The following is a 252-nucleotide window of genomic DNA, read 5'->3' as shown; positions in this document are numbered from 1 at the left end:
TCCGCAGTAGCTCAGTGGTAGAGCTATCGGCTGTTAACCGATCGGTCGTAGGTTCGAGTCCTACCTGCGGAGCCATACAGAGAAGTACCCAAGTGGCTCAAGGGGCTCCCCTGCTAAGGGAGTAGATCGCTAACGCGGTGCGAGGGTTCGAATCCCTTCTTCTCTGCCATACATATTGGCCCGTTGGTCAAGTGGTTAAGACACCGCCCTTTCACGGCGGTAACACGGGTTCGAATCCCGTACGGGTCACCA

3 tRNA genes are annotated in these 252 nt (G+C 56.3%); all 3 read left to right on the top strand.

From position 1 onward, the window contains the following. The 3 genes from ACQRBL_RS32920 (at position 1) to ACQRBL_RS32910 (ending at position 252) form a co-directional block, all read left to right on the top strand. Positions 1 to 75: transfer RNA gene (locus tag ACQRBL_RS32920), tRNA-Asn, on the top strand. 3 nt (positions 76 to 78) lie between these two features. Continuing rightward, a tRNA-Ser gene (locus tag ACQRBL_RS32915) sits at positions 79 to 169 on the top strand. A gap of 8 nt (positions 170 to 177) precedes the next feature. Further along, positions 178 to 252, top strand: a tRNA-Glu gene (locus ACQRBL_RS32910).

The organism is Bacillus sp. AF62, assembly GCF_050312695.1.
Lineage (GTDB): Bacteria > Bacillota > Bacilli > Bacillales > Bacillaceae_G > Bacillus_A > Bacillus_A cereus.
This window is presented reverse-complemented; position numbering and strand designations above follow the sequence as displayed.